The 15,421-nt window shown below is 67.8% G+C and carries 10 protein-coding genes and 1 pseudogene; 7 read left to right on the plus strand and 4 right to left on the minus strand.

All coding sequences use genetic code 11. From position 1 onward, the window contains the following. The 4 genes and pseudogenes from KLP40_RS13315 to KLP40_RS13330 all read left to right on the plus strand — a co-directional run. Positions 1-218 (plus strand): annotated as a pseudogene (locus tag KLP40_RS13315) (IS701 family transposase); the annotation flags it as partial. A gap of 42 nt (positions 219-260) precedes the next feature. Further along, complete coding sequence (locus KLP40_RS13320) at positions 261-1,316, plus strand: UDP-glucose--hexose-1-phosphate uridylyltransferase (RefSeq protein WP_215594286.1); 1,056 nt, start codon at positions 261-263, stop codon at positions 1,314-1,316. 136 nt (positions 1,317-1,452) lie between these two features. Next, the gene (locus tag KLP40_RS13325; protein ID WP_215594287.1) at positions 1,453-3,165 is read left to right on the plus strand and encodes a sodium:solute symporter family transporter; all 1,713 of its coding nucleotides are present in this window, start codon (positions 1,453-1,455) and stop codon (positions 3,163-3,165) included. Between the two features lie 252 nt (positions 3,166-3,417). Further along, positions 3,418-4,461: a LacI family DNA-binding transcriptional regulator gene (locus KLP40_RS13330; RefSeq protein ID WP_215594288.1), complete on the plus strand. Its 1,044-nt coding sequence runs from the start codon at positions 3,418-3,420 to the stop codon at positions 4,459-4,461. On the opposite strand, the gene KLP40_RS13335 is transcribed toward KLP40_RS13330, so the two are convergent. Then, on the minus strand, positions 4,458-4,991 hold the full coding sequence (locus tag KLP40_RS13335; RefSeq protein ID WP_215594290.1) for a hypothetical protein: 534 nt from the start codon (positions 4,989-4,991) through the stop codon (positions 4,458-4,460). The two genes, KLP40_RS13330 and KLP40_RS13335, sit on opposite strands and share 4 nt — an antisense overlap. A 336-nt stretch (positions 4,992-5,327) precedes the next feature. Between KLP40_RS13335 and KLP40_RS13340 the strand changes: the two genes are divergently transcribed. Further along, positions 5,328-5,927, plus strand: coding sequence for a TlpA family protein disulfide reductase (locus KLP40_RS13340; protein WP_215594292.1), 600 nt, complete (start codon positions 5,328-5,330; stop codon positions 5,925-5,927). Positions 5,928-6,197: 270 nt separating this feature from the next. On the opposite strand, the gene KLP40_RS13345 is transcribed toward KLP40_RS13340, so the two are convergent. Further along, positions 6,198-7,088: a DNA/RNA non-specific endonuclease gene (locus tag KLP40_RS13345; RefSeq protein ID WP_215594294.1), complete on the minus strand. Its 891-nt coding sequence runs from the start codon at positions 7,086-7,088 to the stop codon at positions 6,198-6,200. A gap of 148 nt (positions 7,089-7,236) precedes the next feature. After that, the gene (locus KLP40_RS13350) at positions 7,237-8,661 is read right to left on the minus strand and encodes a T9SS type A sorting domain-containing protein (RefSeq protein ID WP_215594296.1); all 1,425 of its coding nucleotides are present in this window, start codon (positions 8,659-8,661) and stop codon (positions 7,237-7,239) included. Positions 8,662-8,979: 318 nt separating this feature from the next. Here KLP40_RS13350 and KLP40_RS13355 point away from each other — a divergent pair, with 318 nt between their 5' ends. Next, a complete protein-coding gene (locus KLP40_RS13355; protein WP_215594298.1) occupies positions 8,980-11,055 on the plus strand; it encodes a tetratricopeptide repeat-containing sensor histidine kinase in 2,076 nt (691 codons plus the stop codon). A 408-nt stretch (positions 11,056-11,463) separates the two neighbouring features. Here the strand turns inward: KLP40_RS13355 and KLP40_RS13360 are convergent, their stop codons facing one another. Continuing rightward, complete coding sequence (locus KLP40_RS13360) at positions 11,464-12,933, minus strand: DUF389 domain-containing protein (RefSeq protein ID WP_215594299.1); 1,470 nt, start codon at positions 12,931-12,933, stop codon at positions 11,464-11,466. Between the two features lie 149 nt (positions 12,934-13,082). Between KLP40_RS13360 and KLP40_RS13365 the strand changes: the two genes are divergently transcribed. Beyond that, entirely contained in the window at positions 13,083-15,371 is a 2,289-nt protein-coding gene (locus KLP40_RS13365; RefSeq protein WP_215594301.1) for a sensor histidine kinase, read from the plus strand. Positions 15,372-15,421 lie beyond the last annotated feature (50 nt).

The following is a 15,421-nucleotide window of genomic DNA, read 5'->3' on the forward strand; positions in this document are numbered from 1 at the left end:
AGGTTCACCGCGAGGCCAAGCAACTCACCGGCTTGCAGGCGTGCCAGTGCCGGCTGGCGCGCAGCCAGCGCAACCACATCGCCCTGGCCCTGCGCACCTGGGCCCGCCTCAAGCACCTGGCCTACCAAGCCAACACCACCGTCTACCAACTCAAGCAAGGACTGCTCGACGACTACCTGCGCCGCGAGCTGGCTCAGCCCACACTCCGGTTTGCGTAAGTCCTACTAGATTCTAAGTTCTCACTACTCACTACCAAAAAAATGTCTTTCGACCTGGCCCAGCATCCTCACCGCCGCTACAACCCGCTCAATGGGGAGTGGCTGCTCGTTTCGCCGCACCGGGCGCGGCGGCCCTGGCAGGGCCAGCAGGAAGCGCCCGACACGGCCGCCCGCCCCGCCCACGACCCCACCTGCTACCTCTGCCCCGGCAACGGGCGCGTGAACGGCGAGCAAAACCCCGACTACGCCGGCCCCTTCGTGTTCGACAACGACTTCGCCGCTTTGCGCGACGATACCCCGGCCGGCCACCTGAACCAGGGCGGGCTGCTGCGGGCCGAGGCGGAAACCGGCCTGGGCCGGGTCATCTGCTTTTCGCCCCGCCACGACCTGACCCTGCCCGAAATGAGTGCCGCCGCCATCCGGGCCGTGGTGGACGTGTGGACGGCGCAGTTCCAGGAGCTGGCGGCCCGGCCCGACATCGGCTACGTGCAGATTTTTGAGAACAAGGGCGCCGTCATGGGCTGCTCGAACCCCCACCCCCACGGCCAGATCTGGGCCCAGCGCACCGTGCCCGGCGAGCCGGCCAAGGAGGGCCGCCAGCAGCTGGCCCACTACGCGGAGCACGGCCGCACGTTGCTCACCGATTACCTGGAGATTGAGCTGCGCGAGCAGACCCGGGTGGTGCTCGAAAACGCGCACTGGGTGGTGCTGGTGCCCTTCTGGGCGAGCTGGCCCTTCGAGACGCTGGTGCTCCCGCGCCGGGCCGTGCCGGACCTCACCCAGCTCACCGAGGCCGAAAAGAACGGGCTGGCCGACGCCCTGCGCCGCCTCACCATCCGCTACGACAACCTGTTTCAGACCTCCTTCCCCTACTCGGCCGGCCTGCACCAGCGCCCCACCGACGGCCCCGCCTACCCCGAGTGGCACCTGCACCTGCACTTCTTCCCGCCCCTGCTGCGCTCGGCCACCGTGCGCAAGTTCATGGTGGGCTACGAGCTGCTGGCCAACGCCCAGCGCGACATCACGCCCGAATGGGCCGCCGGGCAGCTGCGGGCGCAGTCCGAAGTACATTACAAAGCCGCGCTGGCCACGGGCTGATGTGCTGTTAGCCCTGGCGCCATAACCTGATTCCCCATCAGCTGCCCCGTGCTTACCGGCCCGCCTGGCGGGTCGGGCGGGAGCGGCTTGTCCTTTTGAATCCTCTTCCTTTTTTTCTTCCCCGCCTTTTTCTTCGATGCGTAACGGCCTGACTACTTTTGATTTGCTGGTATTCCTGTGCTACCTGATCGGGGTATCGGGCTACGGGTACTACATCTACCGGCGCAAGCAGAGCGCCCAGCTCAACTCCCAGGACTATTTCCTGGCCGAAGGCTCGCTGACCTGGTGGGCCATCGGGGCCAGCATGATTGCCTCCAACATCTCGGCCGAGCAGTTCATCGGCACCTCGGGGGCGGGCTTCACGCAGGGGCTGGCCGTGGCGGCCTACGAGTGGGTGGCGGCCATCGTGCTCATTTTCGTGGCCGTGTTTTTCATGCCGATTTACCTGCGCCAGAAGATTTACACCATGCCCCAGTTTCTGGAGCAGCGCTACAACGCCACGCTGAGCCTGATAATGAGCATTTTCTGGCTGTTCCTGTACGTGGCCGTCAACCTGACCGTGATTCTGTACCTGGGCGCGCTGGCCATCAACAACCTGGTGGGCAGCCCCGGCGGCGGCAGCTTCCACCTGATTCTGGTGGGGCTGGCCGTATTTGCGCTCTTCATCACGCTCGGCGGCATGAAGGTGGTAGGCTACACCGATGTCATTCAGGTGGCCGTGCTGCTGCTCGGGGGGCTGGCCACCAGCTACCTGGCCCTGACGCTGGTGAGCGAGAAGTTCGGGCTGGGCCACAGCGCCGTGGCCGGCTTCCGGACCCTGCTGCACGCCGCCGACGACCACTTCCACCTGATTTTCGCCAAGCCCACGCCCAATTCCTCCCAGGAATACGTGAGCAAGTACCTGGCCCTGCCGGGGCTGGTGATGTACGCCGGCGGCCAGTGGGTGGCCAACCTCAACTACTGGGGCTGCAACCAGTACATCACCCAGCGCGCCCTGGGCGCCAACCTGCCCACGGCCCGCACCGGCATCCTGTTCGCGGCCCTGCTCAAGCTGATTATGCCCCTGGTGGTGGTGCTGCCCGGCATTGCGGCCTACGTGCTGCACCAGCACGGCAGCCTCCAGGCCGAAATGAGCGCCGGCGGGGCCGGCGTGAACCCCGACAACGCCTACTCGGCCATTCTCACCTTCCTGCCCAACGGCCTCAAGGGCCTGAGCCTGGCCGCCCTCACGGCCGCCATCGTGGCCTCGCTGGCCGGCAAGGCCAACTCCATTTCCACCATCTTCACCCTCGATATCTACCGCCGTTACCTCAACCCCCAGGCCTCTGAGGCCCGACTGGTGTGGGTGGGCCGCCTGACGGTGCTGGGGGCCATGGTGCTGGCCATCGGCTTTACCTGGGACGATTTGCTGGGCGTAGGCGGCAACGGCGGCTTCACGTTCGTGCAGAAGTACACCGGCTACATCTCGCCCGGCATCGTGGCCGTGTTCCTGCTGGGCATGTTCTGGCCGCGCACCACCGCCCCGGCCGCCGTGGCGGGCATGCTGGCGGGCTTCGGCTTCTCGCTGTTTTTCAACGACCTGGCCCCGCGCCTGCTGGGCCCCGAAACCATCTTCTACACCGCGTACCGCAACGCCGGCGGGGTGTACGAGGTGCCGTTTCTGGTGAGCATGGGCTGGTCGTTTTTCCTGACGGTGCTGCTCATGGGCCTCATCAGCCTGGCCGGCCCGGCCTTCAACCCCCGGGCCCTGCATTTGGACCGGGCCATGTTCCGGGTGGCGCCCCGGCAGCTGGCCCTCATCACCGTAATTCTGCTGCTGATTTCGGCACTGTACGTGAAGTTCTGGTAACCGCGCCGCCGGGTTTTCGGCAGTAGTTCCGCCACCCGCGCCGGGGTTTTCCGGCTGGGTGGCGGAATTGCGTCAGATGGATTGCCCCTGCGCATCGTGGGCGGTGCCGTGCGCACGGCTATGTTCAGGCAACACACGCAAATACGCGTCCCGACCGCCCCGTGTAACCGCTGGGCGCTACGGGCCCGGCCGGCCGGTTTGGTTTTAATTCTTCATTTTTAATTTTTAATTCCCCTTCTACCCCCGCCTGCCGTGCAACATAACCGCGCTTCCATTGCCGACCTGGCCAAGGCGCTGCAACTGTCCACCTCCACCGTTTCGCGGGCCCTGAATAACCACACCACCATCAGCGAGGCCACCCGGCAGCGGGTGCAGCAGCTGGCCCGGGAGCTCAATTACCACCCCAACCACCTGGCCGCCAGCCTGCGCACCGGACGCAGCAAGCTGCTGGGGGTGCTCGTGCCCCACATCGAGGGCACGTTCTTCGCCTCCGTGGTCCACGGCATCGAAACGGTGGCCTCCCAGGCCGGTTTCCGGGTGATGATCTGCCAGTCGAACGAGGACGTGGCCCAGGAGAAAAGCAACATCGACACGCTCATCAACGCCCAGGTGGAGGGCATTCTGGTCTCCCTCTCGCGCACCACCCACGACACCCGCCACTTCGAGAAAGTGCGCCAGCGGGGTATTCCGCTGGTTTTTTTCGACCGCCTGCTGGAAGCGCCCGACGTGAATGCGGTGGTGCTCGACGATTACCAGGGCGCCTACCAGGTCACCACCCACCTCATCGAGCAGGGCTGCCGGCGCATTGCCCACTTCGCCGGGCCCCAGCACCTGAACATCTACCGCAACCGTTTGCTGGGCTACCAGGCCGCCTTGCGCACCTACGGCCTGCCCGAGGACCCGACCCTGCTCATCGGCTCCGACATGAAGCTGCCCGACGGCAGCGCCGGCATGGAGCAGCTGCTGGCCCTGTCCCCCGCCCAGCGCCCCGACGGCCTGTTTTCGGCCAGCGACTTTGCCCTGGTCGGGGCCCTGCAAACCCTGAAGGCCCGGGGTCTGCGCGTGCCCGCCGATATGCTGCTGGCCGGCTTCAGCAACGAAATTTTCACTTCCTTCACCGAGCCCCGCCTGACTTCCGTGGACCAGCGCTGCGAGCAGATGGGCCAGGAAACGGTGCGGCTCTTCCTCGAAATCCTGGCAGTGGGCACGGCCGCCTTCCAGCCCCGCCGGGTGGTGCTGGCGCCCCGGCTGCTGCCCCGCGAATCGTCGGAGCGGCCCGGGCCGGGGCAGGTTTAGGGGGCCAGCACCCGGAACCCCACCACCCAGACCCAGGCGTTGCGCTCCCAGGCTCCGGGGTAGAAGCCGCCGAGCAGGTGGGCGAAGGCCGTGACCGGGTCGGGGTGCCAGTGGAAGCCGCCGGCCGGATCGGGCGCCACTCCGCCCCAGCGGGCCCCGCCGGGCTCGTGCCGGGCCGGCGGCCGCTCCCTAATGCCCTCGGCCCGGGCCCCGGCCGCCGTAATGGCCCGCACCCGCTCCACGCCCACGGCCGTCACAACCAGCTCCAGCTCCGGCGCTTGGCTAAGGTGCAGCCGCTGCCCGGGCGGGCCCAGCGGGCAGGCCTGCCCCGGCAGGCGGCAGCCCGTGGCCACGTCCTCGAAATGAGCCCCTGCCGCATCCAACTCCAGTAGCCGGTAGCGGTCCGGCGCCTCCAGCAGGCCCGGCAGCCCCGGAAAGCGGCGGCGGGTCACGGTTTTGCGGCCCGCGCGCACGGCCGCCACCAGCGCCGGGCTAAAGGAAACGGGCAACACGGCGTCGGGAAGCGGCATTGGGGAAGGAGCTCAAGAGGTCGTTCGGGTGAGGTGGCAGGTGATTACTCTCCGCGGAGAGAGTTAAAATTACACGTCATCCGCTTAGCGCCTACGGGTGCCGGTTAGGCCGGCAGCGGGCCAGGTCGGCGGTTGCCGGGGCGCCCGGCCCTATCTTTGGGCAGCCGGGCGCCCCACCCAGGCTCTGTGCGCACGGTTCGGCCGGGCCGGGGCCGGTTAGGCGCGGCGCACATCGCGCAACGGCCCGGCCCGGTCTAACTCGGCGGCCGCGCACGACATCGGGCAATCGTCCGCCACGAACCGCGAAGTAAAGGCTTCGCGCTACTTCCCCTCGCCATGACCCGCAAAACGCTGTTCAACTTACTGCCCTACGCGGTGTTCGGCCTGATTTTCTTCACCGGTCTGCGCCCCATCGTGCTGGGGGCCGCCCAACGGGCGTTGCTGGCCACGGGCCTCTGGGGTGCCAAAGCCCCGCCGGCTCCCGCCGCGGCCGCGCCAACCACGCCGGCCGTAGCGGCCGCCTGGCAGCCGGCCGAGCTGGGGCTGGCAACCCTCGAAGGCCGGCCCCTGGAGGCGCGCCGGCTGCGGGGTAAAGCGGTATTTGTGAACCTCTGGGCCACCTGGTGCCCACCCTGCCGCGCCGAAATGCCCGGTATTGAAGCCCTCTACGAGCGGGTTGACACCAGTAAAGTGGCCTTCCTGATGATTTCCCTCGACGAAAAGCCCGCCAAAGCCCGGGACTTCATCCGCCGCCAAGGCTTCCGTTTCCCGGTATACGTGCCCACCCGAGCCCTGCCGGCCGTTTTCGCCACCGAGTCCATCCCCACCACCATTATCCTGGCCCCCGATGGCCAGGTAGCCGCCCGCTACGAAGGCATGGCCGACTACAACACCCCCGCCTTCCGCGCCGCCCTGGAAAAGCTGGCGGGGGATTAGGGGTGAGAGGTGAGAGGTGAGAGGTGAGAAGTGAGAAGTGAGAAGTGAGAAAAGGAACGTCATCCTGAGCGAAGCGAAGGATCCTGTCACGTAATAACGAGCCGTCAAAACGATTATCGTTCTACGGTCACAGGATCCTTCGCTCCGCTCAGGATGACGTTCCCTTTCTCACTTCTCACTTCTCACTTCTCACCTCTCACCTCTCACTTCTCACCTCTCACCTCTCACCTCTCACTTCTCACCTCTCACTTCTCACTTCTCCTTCTCACCCTACAGCGGGCCGTTATCGGTGCGGGCTTCTATAACCTGCTGCACGGCGGGCGCGACGGCGGAGAGCAGGTCGAGGCCGGTGGCGGCTTCGATGGCGTCCACGCTGGTGCGGAACTGGCTCCAGTCGGTGCTGAGGGTGTTGTCGTTGGGCGTGTCGATGGCGATAACGCGGGTGTCGGCCGTAACGCGGGCGGCGTCGTTTTCGCCCGCGGGCAGTAGCACGACCACCTTCCAGATGCGGGCCGGCACCGTCACGCGGCCGTTGTCGAGGGTGTTCAGAAACCCTTTGGAACCGGTGCCACCCCGGCCGTAGCTGCCCATCAGGATGTAAAGCTCGTAGGTGCCGCCGCTGAGCTGGGCCCGACTGAAATTCTCCAGGTTGGCCCAGGTCTGCTGGTTGTTGCGCGGGGCCTGCGGAATCATGTTGGTCATCAGGAAGGTGGCCGAGTTGGCCGCCACCGAGCTGGTGCGGTCGGCCGAGGGGCAGTTGTGGCCCCGGTCGAAGCCCGAGCCCACGTAGCTGGTGGCCTGCACCCGGTACCAGCCGGCGGGCAGGGCGGCATCGGCCCGGAAATCGTCCTGCCGGTCGGCGCTGCCCCGGTCGGCCTGGGTCAGGTGCCAGCTTACCCAGTTGGGCTTGCCCTGGGCACGGTGGTAGCTGAGCGCGTACTCGGGCTTGAGCAGCAGAAAGTTGGTATAGGCCGTGGTGTCGGCGGTGGCCCCGCTGGGGTTGCCCAGCGTAAGGTGCTCGGGCAGCGGGGCGGCGGGCGGAACAACGGGCACGACCGGTGCGGGGTCGTGGGTGGTGGAGCAGGAAGCGGCAACCAGCGCGGCACTCAGCAGCAGCAGGGGCTTCCCGGGCCGCAGGGCGGCCGGCAGAGAGAAGAGCATGGCCCAAAGATAGGCCGCGCCCGCCAATGAGTGGGCGCCTGGCGCGGCGGGCCACCAAAAAGCCCCCGGCTCCCGGCACCCCCGGGGGAGGGCAACCGAAAACCGGGGGCTTCACCGGCGCGCCGACCGCGCAACGGCGGGCGCAGACTTACTGCACGCTCAGGCGCTGGGTCATGACCACCCCATCCACGGCGAAGCGCAGCAGGTAGAGGCCCGGGGCCAGGCCCGCGGTGGATACCTCCGCCTCGAAGGCTCCGGCCGGCCGCAGGCGCGTCGGCAGCGGCGTGGCTACCAGGCGGCCCAGGGCGTCGTGCACGCTCAGGCCCACCGTGGCGGCCGTGCGCAGCTGCACGGGCAGCAGGGCGCGGCCGGTGGCGGGGTTCGGGTACACGGGCTCAAGCAGCGCGGCGGCCGACTGCACGGCGCGGACGCCGGTAGGCACGAAGTTGGTTTTACGCGGGCCGGTCCAGTCGTCGAGGTACACGCGGAGCCGGCTGGTGGTGTTCGGCGCCACGAGCAGCACGATTTCGTTGATGCTGGTATTGGTTACGGCCGCGCTGGGGCGGTTGGCGAAGTTGAAGGTCAGCGTTTCCCAGGCGTTGGTGGCAGTAGTGGTAGCCAGGTACTCGGAGTGGCGGCCGGCGGGGTAGTTAAAGGGGTCGGCCACGGTGGAATCCTGGAGTGTGATCTGGAACACAATGCCCGGCGCCGGGCTGTAGACCTTCAGAGTCATCTTCTTGTCCGAAGTCAGGAAGGGCGCTACATCGGCCAGGGGGGCGCCGGTGGGGCGCACCACCAGGGCGTCGTACTGCTGGATGGAGCGGGTGTAGCGCATTACCTGGGCGCTGGGGTTATCGGTGCCCACGGCCGGGTTCAGCGTATCAAGCTTGATGCTGCCCGACGTTTTGGCGTAGCTGTAGCCAATGGCCCGGGTCCCCTCGTAGTTGTCGTAAAGCTGGTCGGTAACCACGGGCGTGGTGCTGGCCACGAACTCCGGCCCCATCAGGTCGTCGAAGTGATACGTGTCGCCGGTAAACGAGCCGGGCTTGATGAGCATGACAATCTGGTCCGTGTCCGTCGATGTCACCGTAGGGTCCGACGTGCCGGCCGCGTAAGTGAAGGTAAGCAGTTCCCACTCGTTGGCCTTGGTGGTAGTGGCGTTGAAAGTCCCGCCGAAGTTGCCATTAGGATACGTTGTGACTTTACCCGCGTTCTGGAGTACCAACTGCACCGGCACCCCCACGGCGGGGCTGTAAAACTTTAGGGTCAGTTTCTTGGTCCCGTCGGCGTAGGCGGCCACATCGGCCAGCTTATTCGAAATCACGCCCGGCCGGATCTGAATCACGTCAAACTCTACGCCGGCATTGCGCACGTACTTGCCGCAGGTAGCGCTGCTATTCACGGCATTCGTGCCAGGATTGGGGGCGTTCTGGGTGAAAGTGCCATCGGTGCGGACGTAGTTAAGCAGCCGCACGTCCTCGAAGTTGTCGTACAGCACCTGGGCCGACGCACTGGCCAGCGGAGCCGCCGCGGCCAAGAAGGCCGTGGCAAGTAAACGGGTAAAAATGGACATAGGTAATGGGAAAAAATGTGGGAAAATGGAAGGTGGGAAATCAGTAAGCGTAGTCAGGCAGGCAAGCCGCCCACGTGTATTTTAAGTCTTCCCGGCGGCCTGGCCGCAGCGTAACCCGGCGGGAAAAGGGTGGGGTAAAATGCAGCCGGGCTGCCTGTTCCGGTTAAAGATACCGGCCTGCGCGGAAAAACAGCCAGGCGACGAAATAATACCGGCAACATTTTTTTGGCGATGCTACGCAATGGCTTAGGTACGGCTACGGGTTGGAGGCCGGCGGGGCGCGTTAGGAGAATCAGGCGCGGCGGCTTACATTCCCTCATGTTCTACCGCTTTCTGCCGGCCCTGCTCCTGAGTGGCGGGCTGCTGCTCCTGCCCCTGGTGGCCGCCGCCCAAAGCCCCCAGACCCGCCCCCTGCAGCGGGCCCTGGCCCAGACCCGGGCCGATACCACGCGGGTGCTGCTGCTGGCCGATCTGGCCGCTACCTACCGCTACTCCCGCTTCGATTCGGTGCAGTACTACGCCCGGCGGGGCCTGCAGCTGGCCCGGCGCATCGGCTACGCCAAGGGCGAAGGGCGCTGCCTGTCCCGCCTGGGCATTCTGCTCGGCGAGCGGGGCAACCTGCCCCAGGCCCTGCGCGTGAACCTGCGGGCCCTGGCCCTGAACGAGGCCAGCCACGACGCCGAAGGCACGGCCCGCACCCTCAACCAGACGGGGCTGCTCTACTTCGCCCTCGATGACTACCGGCCCTCGCTGCGCTACTACTCCCGGTCCCTGGCCCTGTACCGCCGGGCCGGCACCACCGATACGTCCCAGCTCATCAGCGTCATTGCCAACCTGGGCGCCAGCTACGAGGGCCTGCACCAGCTCGATTCGGCGGCCTTCTTCCTCAACCGGGCCTGGCAGCTGACTACCCGGGCCCGGCCCGGGGGCTGGAGCTGCTGGGGCAACCCGGCCCCCTACCTGCTGCGCGAGCTGGGCCTGCTCCAGGCCAGTCAGGGCCATTACCGCGAGGCCCGGTCGTTTTACCGGCGCAGCGCCCAGGCTTCCCGGCCCGAAAACGACCGGCGCAGCGCCAGCCGGGCCTATCAGTACCTGGCCGAGCTCTACCAGCAGCAGGGCCAGGCCGATTCCAGCATCTTCTACGCCCGCCAGGCCCTGGCCCTGGCCTACCCCCTGCCCTTCGTGGTGGGCATTCTGCGCAACAGCGCCCTGCTCAGCGAAGCCTTCGAGCGGCGCCGGCAGCTCGACAGCGCCCTGCAGTACCTGCACATCATGCGCATGGCCCAGGACAGCCTCTACAATCCGCGCCGCATCAAGCAGCTCGATGCCATCGGCTTTGCCGAGCAGAACCGCCTGCTGGAGCTGGAAGCCGAGCGCCGGCAGCTGCTGACCCGCCTGCGTACCGGGGCCCTGCTGGCGGGGGTGGCCGGGCTGCTGCTGGCCTCGCTGCTGCTGTGGCGCAGCAACCGCCGCAGGCAGCGCGCCCACCAGCGCCTGCAGGGCCTGCACGCCCAGCTCCGGGGCCAGGCCGAGGAACTCACGGAGCAGCGCGACAACCTGGTCCGCACCCTCAGGGAACTCAAGATTGCCCAGGGCCAGCTCGTGCTCCGGGAGCGCATGGCCTCGCTGGGGGAGCTCATGGCCGGGGTGTCGCACGAAATCCAGCAGCCCGTGCACAACGTGCGGCGGCTGGCCGCCGTCAGCGCCGAGCTGTGCCAGGAGCTGCGCCAGGAATGGGGCCGCGGCGGCTTGGCGCCCGGCACCGAGCCGGAGGTAACCGACGAGATGCTGCGCAACCTGGAGCAGAATCAGCGCAAAATTCTGGTTCACAGCCAGCGCGCCGAGTCCATTGTACGGGGCATGCTGGAATACTCGCAGGGCGGCGGCGGGGCCCGGCAGCTCACCGACCTCAACGGCCTGGCCGAGGAATACCTGCGCCTGGTCTACCACGACCTGCGGGCCAAAAACCGCTACTTCAACGCGGCCCTGCTCCTGCGCCTCGACCCCACCCTGGAACGCCTGAGCGTGGTGCGCCAGGACCTGGGCCGGGCCCTGGTAGGCGTCTTCAGCGCCGCCCTGCTGGCCGTGCAGCAACGCCAGCAGGCCGGGGAAGAAGACTACGTCCCTCAGGTGGAGCTCAGCACCCGCGCTACCGCGGCCAACCTCGAAATCCGGGTGCGCGACAACGGCCCGGCCCGGTCGGCCGACGCGCTGGCTACCTTGTTTCAACGGTTTCCGGCCGGGGCCGAGGGGGCCCTTTCGCTGGCTTTGAGCCACGACCTGATTACGCGGGGGCACGGCGGCACGCTCACGGCCCGCAGCTTCCCCGGCCAGGAGGGCACCGAGTACTGCATCCGCCTGCCGCTGCCCCCCGCCGGCTCGCCCGGCCCCTGAAACCAGCCCGAGCGAAGGCCGCCGGGAGTAGCCGCCGGGGGCCGGGACCGGGTCACAATTAAACGCGGTTGCTGGCCGAGGCAGGGGATTGAAACCAGGTTTCCAGGGCCGAATTCAGTTACCGGGCCGCTTACAGGCCCGGCAGCCGGGCGGTACGGCATGTCACAACGGCGGGGGCACTGACCTTGGCCCCGGGGCGGGCCGGGGCCATCTTTGCGTATCCCTCGGGCGGACGGCGGCCTGCCGGTCGTCGCCCGTCCCTACCGTCCCCCTTTTCCACAACCAAAAAGCGCGAGCCCCGGACTCAGGTCCGGGGCTCGCGCTTTTTAAGGGCTTCCCATTTCGAATTATCCGCTCTGTAGCCCACTCATTCACAGGCGCTATACTCCTCCTGATGCAATTACCGCTTTACCTGGCTGTCGGCCGGTTCCGGGCGGGGGAACGTTGCTCCGGGGCCGGCGGGGCGGCCAGTGCCGGAGCCGTCGGGACGGCCGCTGCCGGGGCGGCTTCCACCAGCAGCTCCAGCCGCGGCCGCTTGGTGCGCAGGCGCAGCCAGCGGGAGAGCTGCTGCTGCTCGGCCGACGCCAGCCGCGGCCGCACCTCCAGACTCACCACCAGCACCGTGTCGGGGGGCAGCGAGTCGGTGGGCCGGGCGGGGCGGACCAGCTCGCCCAGGGCCAGGCGCCGCACGGCGGGGTGCTCCACCTGCACCTCGCCCAGCAGGTCGGCGGCGGCGGGCAGGTCCGTGTGACTGGCCGTCACCAGCTGCTGAAGGCGGGCCAGCTCGGCCGCGTACTGGCTCTGGGTCTGACTCTGGCGGGCGCGTACATCGGCCAGCAGGTTCTGGCGCAGGGCGTTGGCATCGAGCGAATCGTAGGCCTGCAGGCCCTGGCGGACGGTGAGCGTGGTGGGCGCCAGGTCGTAGCGGGCCAGGCGCTGGCGGGCCTGGCGCAGGCGCAGCGTATCGACGGGGCGGCCCACCAGCAGCACGTTGATGGTACGCTCGCGCGAATCGACCTGGCGCGTGACCACGTAGCTGCCGGGGAAGTTAAGTTGCTCGGCCACGAAGGTTTCGGCCGCGTGCTCGTACACGGAGCGCTGCACGATGCGGGCACCCAGCCACACGCTGGGCCCCGCCACCACGGCGGCGGCCAGCAGCATCAGGCGGCGCACCCGCCGGGCCCGCTCCTCATCCTGAAACTGATAGGCGGGCAGCTGCAGAAAGCGCATGACCAGAAACGAGGCCAGGGTAATGAACACGCAGTTGATGGAAAACAGGTAGGAGGCCCCCAGGGCGTAGCCCGGGTTGCCCGAGGCCAGCCCGTAGCCGGCCGTGCACAGGGGCGGCATGAGGGCCGTGGCAATGGCCACGCCCGGCAGCACGTTGCTTTTTTCCCGGCGCGTCAGGCCCACGGCCCCGGCCAGCCCCCCGAACAGGGCAATGAGCACGTCCCAGATGGTGGGCTCGGTGCGGGCCAGCAGCTCCGACTGGGGCCCGCTCAGGGGCGTCAGCCAGAAGTAGAGCGTGGAGGTGAGCAGGCTGATGCCCACGGCCAGCCCCAGGCTGCGGATGGCCCGCTTGAGCAGGCCCGGGTTGTTGGTCGACAGCCCGTAGCCCAGCGTCACGAGCGGCCCCATCAGGGGCGAAATCAGCATGGCCCCGATGACGACGGCCGTGGAATTGACGTTGAGCCCGACCGAGGCAATGAGGATGGCGAAGATGAGCACCCACAGGTTGGTGCCCCGGAACGAGACGCCGGCCTCAATGTCCTCCGCAATGTCGGCCGGGGTGGCCATATCGTCGCGCAGGTTGAAACGGTGGCGCAGAAAACGCAGCAGGAAGCGCAGCAGCACGGCGGGGTACTCGGACACGGACATGAGGGCAATGGTAACGGTGGGAAGTGCCGGGGCGGCCCGGCTCCGGCGGCCCCAAAGATACGCAGCCCGCTACGTGCGCCGCCCCCGGAGTTTGGCGTAACTTACCGGCCCGGACGCCTGGCCCCGGCGCCCCGTTTTGTTGGCTGACCATGACTGATTTCCCCCTTCCGGAAGATAGCCGCGCCGCTTCCGACCCCGCCACGCCGGCCGGGCTCCGGCAGCAGATCCGGGACCTGCAGCGCCGGCAGGCCGAGCTCATCGGGCACTACGAGGCCCGGCTCCGGGACGCACAGTGCTTCCGCAGTTTGTTCGAGCAGAATCAGGATGCCATGCTGCTGCTGCGCGACAACCACTTTGTGGACTGCAACGCGGCCGCCCTGCGTCTGCTCAACCTTGCCAGTAAAGCCCAGGTGCTGGGCCGGCACGCGGCCGACTTCTCGCCGGACTACCAGCCCGACGGCCACCACTCGCGCACCCGCGCCGACGAGCTCTGGGCCCACACGCTCCGCCAGGGCCATTCCCGGTTTGAGTGGTGCTGGCGGTACACAGCTCAGGAAGAGTGCTGGGAAGACATCATGCAAACCGTTGTTGCCGATGGGCAGGGCGTGCTGGTACAGGCCACCTGGCGCGATATTTCGGCCCGGAAGCAGGCCGACCGGCGGCTGCAGCAAAGCGAGCAGCGGCTGCAGCAGGCCCTGCAGGCGGCCGCGCTGGGCCTTATTGACTGGGACCTGGCTACCGACGTCTGGTCCGGCGACGCCCGGACCCAGACCGTGCTGGGCCTGGCCCCGGAGCCGGCCGGCCCCGGCCCCGGCGCCCCGGTTCGCGCCCGCCTGCACCCGGCCGACCTCGCCGGATTTCAGGCCCTGCTCAGCCCCCCCCCGGCCGGCCCGCCGGCCCTGCGGGAGCTGGAGTTCCGGGTGCGGCGCACCGATGGCACGGAAGGTTACGTGGCCCTGGCAGGGCACGTGGAAACCACGCCCGCCTACCCGGCCGGCCGCCTGCTGGGCCTGGTACACGACCGCACCGGCCACTACCTCACCCAGCGGGAGCTCAGCTACAAAACCCGCCTGCTGGACCACATCCTGGCCCACCTGCCCGTGCTGCTGGCCCGCCTGAGCCCCGCGGGCGAGTACCGGGAGCTGATCGGGGCCGGCTTGCGCCGCCTGCAGCTGACCGACAACGAGCTGGCCGGGCAGTCCGTTTTCGAGGTCTTTCCGGCCCTGGCCGCGGCCGCGCACCGCCTGCTGGCCGGCGAGCAGGTCAACGTTGTGAGTTCCGGCGTGGTGGCAGATGAGCCGGTGCACTTTCAGCAGTACGGTTTTTTTGATGCCGAACGCAACGAGGCCATCATGTTCGGCATCGATATTACCGACCACGAACGGCGCCGGGCCGAGCTGGAGCAGCAGCAGCAGTTCACGCAGCGCCTGCTCGACCACAGCATCGACGCCATCATTGCCTTCGACAGCGAGCTGCGGATTATAGCCTGGAATGCCCAGACGGCCGTTATGTCGGGCATTCCGGCCCGGCAGGCCCTGGGCCGCCGCTGCGCCGAGGTTATCCCCAAAGTGGCCCACGACCCCACCTTTCAGCGGCTCATCCACCAGGCCCTGCGCGGGGAAGCCGCCCAGGAGCTGAGCTGGACGGGCCGCTACTACGCCGGACAGCTCGACATGAATCTGCTCCCGCTGGCCCTGCCCAACCTGCCCCCCGGCGCCCTGCTCATCGCCCGCGACGTGACCCAGCGCGAGCAGCTGCGCGCTGAAACCACCCGCCTCAAACTCCGGCAGCAGCAGTTGGTACTTTCCGCCATCCTGACCACCCAGGAGCAGGAGCGGCGGCGCATTGCCGAGGCCCTGCACAACGGCGTGGGCCAGCTGCTGTACGCCACCAGCCTGCACCTGAGTCAGCTGCCCGCCGGCCCCGCCCTCCACGCCGGCCAGCAGTTGCTCAAGGAAGCCATCCGGGCCACCCGCAGCATTTCCTTTGAGCTGACGCCCCGTATTCTGGAAGACTTCGGCCTGCCCGTAGCCCTGCGGGAACTCACCGACCGGGTGCCGGCCAGCCCGCTTCAGCTGGAGCTCCGACTCGGGGGCCTGGAGGCACCGCTGGCCTCCCCGATCCAGATTGCCGTCTACCGCATCGTGCAGGAGCTGCTCAACAACATGATGCGGCACGCCAACGCCCATCAGGGTCGCATCAGCGTAGAGCAGGAGCCGGAACAGCTACGCATCCGCGTCACCGACGACGGGGTGGGCTTCGCGGCCGGGGCACCCCATCCGTCCGGGGGAATCGGGCTGGCGGGCGTCCGCAACCGGGTGGAGTTGCTTGGTGGCACGCTCACCATTACTTCCGCCCCGGGCCAGGGCACGGCCATTGCCATCCGCCTGCCGCTCGCACCTCCCGCCCCCAACGACAACGGGCCCTCCGGCGACTAATCCGATGGTACTTTACGGGTAAATACGGAGTGATAATCCGTACTTCAACC

The organism is Hymenobacter piscis (assembly GCF_018760735.1).
GTDB classification, from domain to species: Bacteria; Bacteroidota; Bacteroidia; order Cytophagales; family Hymenobacteraceae; genus Hymenobacter; species Hymenobacter piscis.

What these genes read in the sequence shown, in the direction of transcription:
- KLP40_RS13320 (WP_215594286.1), top strand. Translation starts at nt 261, where the DNA reads ATGTCTTTCGACCTGGCCCAGCATCCTCACCGCCGCTACAACCCGCTC.
- KLP40_RS13325 (WP_215594287.1), top strand. Translation starts at nt 1,453, where the DNA reads ATGCGTAACGGCCTGACTACTTTTGATTTGCTGGTATTCCTGTGCTAC.
- KLP40_RS13335 (WP_215594290.1), bottom strand. Translation starts at nt 4,991, where the DNA reads ATGCCGCTTCCCGACGCCGTGTTGCCCGTTTCCTTTAGCCCGGCGCTG.
- KLP40_RS13340 (WP_215594292.1), top strand. Translation starts at nt 5,328, where the DNA reads ATGACCCGCAAAACGCTGTTCAACTTACTGCCCTACGCGGTGTTCGGC.
- KLP40_RS13345 (WP_215594294.1), bottom strand. Translation starts at nt 7,088, where the DNA reads ATGCTCTTCTCTCTGCCGGCCGCCCTGCGGCCCGGGAAGCCCCTGCTG.
- KLP40_RS13350 (WP_215594296.1), bottom strand. Translation starts at nt 8,661, where the DNA reads ATGTCCATTTTTACCCGTTTACTTGCCACGGCCTTCTTGGCCGCGGCG.
- KLP40_RS13355 (WP_215594298.1), top strand. Translation starts at nt 8,980, where the DNA reads ATGTTCTACCGCTTTCTGCCGGCCCTGCTCCTGAGTGGCGGGCTGCTG.
- KLP40_RS13360 (WP_215594299.1), bottom strand. Translation starts at nt 12,933, where the DNA reads ATGTCCGTGTCCGAGTACCCCGCCGTGCTGCTGCGCTTCCTGCTGCGT.
- KLP40_RS13365 (WP_215594301.1), top strand. Translation starts at nt 13,083, where the DNA reads ATGACTGATTTCCCCCTTCCGGAAGATAGCCGCGCCGCTTCCGACCCC.